The sequence below is a fragment of the Georgenia thermotolerans genome (assembly GCF_009193185.1).
Classification (GTDB): domain Bacteria; phylum Actinomycetota; class Actinomycetes; order Actinomycetales; family Actinomycetaceae; genus Georgenia; species Georgenia thermotolerans.
In genome coordinates this window covers 1-1,153 of sequence record NZ_VUKF01000109.1, presented here as the reverse complement: position 1 = coordinate 1,153, position 1,153 = coordinate 1, and the positions used below count along the sequence as shown (strand labels likewise).

The 1,153-nt window shown below is 72.1% G+C and carries 1 protein-coding gene; it reads right to left on the bottom strand.

The window, feature by feature from the left end; genetic code table 11:
• Positions 1-15: 15 nt before the first annotated feature.
• Positions 16-1,059, bottom strand: a complete 1,044-nt coding sequence (locus GD970_RS21390; RefSeq protein ID WP_152204894.1) for an IS110 family RNA-guided transposase — start codon at positions 1,057-1,059, stop codon at positions 16-18.
• Positions 1,060-1,153: the final 94 nt, after the last annotated feature.

Here is a 1,153-nt window from a genome sequence, read left to right as displayed (position 1 = left end):
GCTTGTGGGTGGCGTTCATGCGGCCGCCGGGGCGCGGTAGGTGTAGGCCTGCAGGGCGTGGACGTGCCCGTCGCGCAGGGCGTAGAAGACGAGCTCGACCTGGCGGCGGGCGGCGGCGACGGCGCCGATGTTGCGCCCGCGGCGGGCGGCGACGCGTTCGCGCAGCCGGCCGACCAGGGTGGTGGCGGGCAGCTTCTTGACGGACTCGACCGCGGCCCAGCGCACCAGCTTCGAGCCCTGCTTGGTGATCCGCCCGCGGTAAACCTTGGTGTCGGACTCGTGGTGGCGTGGGGTCAGCCCGGCCCAGGCGGTGAGCTGCTCGGGCCGGGTGAAGCGGGAGATGTCGCCGATCTCGGCGACGAAGATCGCCCCGAAGACCGGGCCGATCCCGGGGATGGTCTGCACCGCGGCGTAGGCCGGGTCCTGGGCCAGGCGGGTGTGGATCGCGGTGGCGAAGGCGTCGATCTCGCCCTCGAGGGTCTCGATGACCCGGCGCAGGGAGACCACCCGGTCGGCGTAGACCTGGGGCAGGGCGAGTCGCTCGAGCAGCCTGGTGCCGGCCGCCCCGAACAGGTCGCTCATCGGGACCTGGACCCCGCAGTTGGCCAGCACGGCGTGGATCTGTGCCTTGCAGCTGGTGCGCAGGCCGACGAGCTTGGCGCGGTGGCGGACCAGCGCGCGCAGCTCTCGGGTCTCGGGCGGGGCGATCCACGCCTCGGGCAGGCGCCCCATGCGCAGCAGGTCGGCCAGGTCCGTCGCGTCGCGCACGTCGTTCTTGACCCGCCGCGTCTCGAACGCCTTGACCCCCAGGGGGTGGGCGAGATGAACGCTCGCGCCCGCGTCCTGCAACGCATCGACCGCCCAGAACCAGCCGTAGGTGGCCTCGAGCACCACCTCGGGATCCTCGCCGGAGCGGGCCAGCACCTCGGCCAGCAAGTCCGGGTCGTTGGCGATGCGGACGACCTCGAGCACCTCGCCGGCCATGTCCATCCGCACCAGCACCGAGCGCTTGCGGTGCAGGTCCATACCCACGACCTGCGGTCCTGCGTACGCTTCCATCAGGGGCCTCCTCGTTCGAGTGACAGCACCCTCAGGATCAGCCTGGGGACCGAGAAGCGGGAGGCCCCCACCGCCCGCTCCTTCATGCCATCAA

Coding starts and splice junctions, on each gene's coding strand:
- GD970_RS21390 (WP_152204894.1), bottom strand. CDS start 1,059: ATGGAAGCGTACGCAGGACCGCAGGTCGTGGGTATGGACCTGCACCGC.